The 573-nt window shown below is 48.5% G+C and carries 1 protein-coding gene; it reads left to right on the plus strand.

The features are described from left to right. Positions 1–573 (plus strand): DUF4010 domain-containing protein (locus R8N47_RS27140; RefSeq protein ID WP_318186361.1); only part of this gene is annotated, 573 nt, incomplete at both ends.

Below are 573 nucleotides of genomic sequence, written 5' to 3' on the forward strand. Positions count from 1 at the left end.
TCGCAATCAAAATTGGTGGGGCGAAACGTGGCATATTGTTCACCTCCATTTTTGCAGGTTTAAGTTCTTCGACGGCGTTAACGCTGCAGTTTTCCCATCTTTCTCGGGAGCAAGCCAATATCAGCCCATTGCTTGCTAGTGGCATACTCTTGAGTTGCGGCACCATGTTTCCTCGGCTGTTGATTATTCTGTTTGTGATTAATCCTCAACTTGTCTCGTTACTATGGCCGATTGTGATGGCCATGATGGCGGCGCTGTATTTGCCTGCTTGGTGGATATGGCGGCGGAGTGAAGTGGAACAGATCGAACAATCGAACAAACAGAGCAACCCACTCGCACTACAATCGGCGCTGTTTTTTGGGATGATGCTGGCGGTGATTATGCTGCTGTCACATGCGCTAGCTGAGTGGTTCGGTAATGCAGGTGTCTTAATTTTATCGGCCCTTTCAGGGATTACGGATGTAGACGCAATTTCCTTGGCGCTTGGTCGTCAGAGCATCCAAATATTGAGCGTAACCACCGCCGCGCTGGGTATCTTAATTGCAGCATCGGTCAATACCATTGTTAAGATGA

The organism is Vibrio sp. 2132-1 (genome assembly GCF_033344315.1).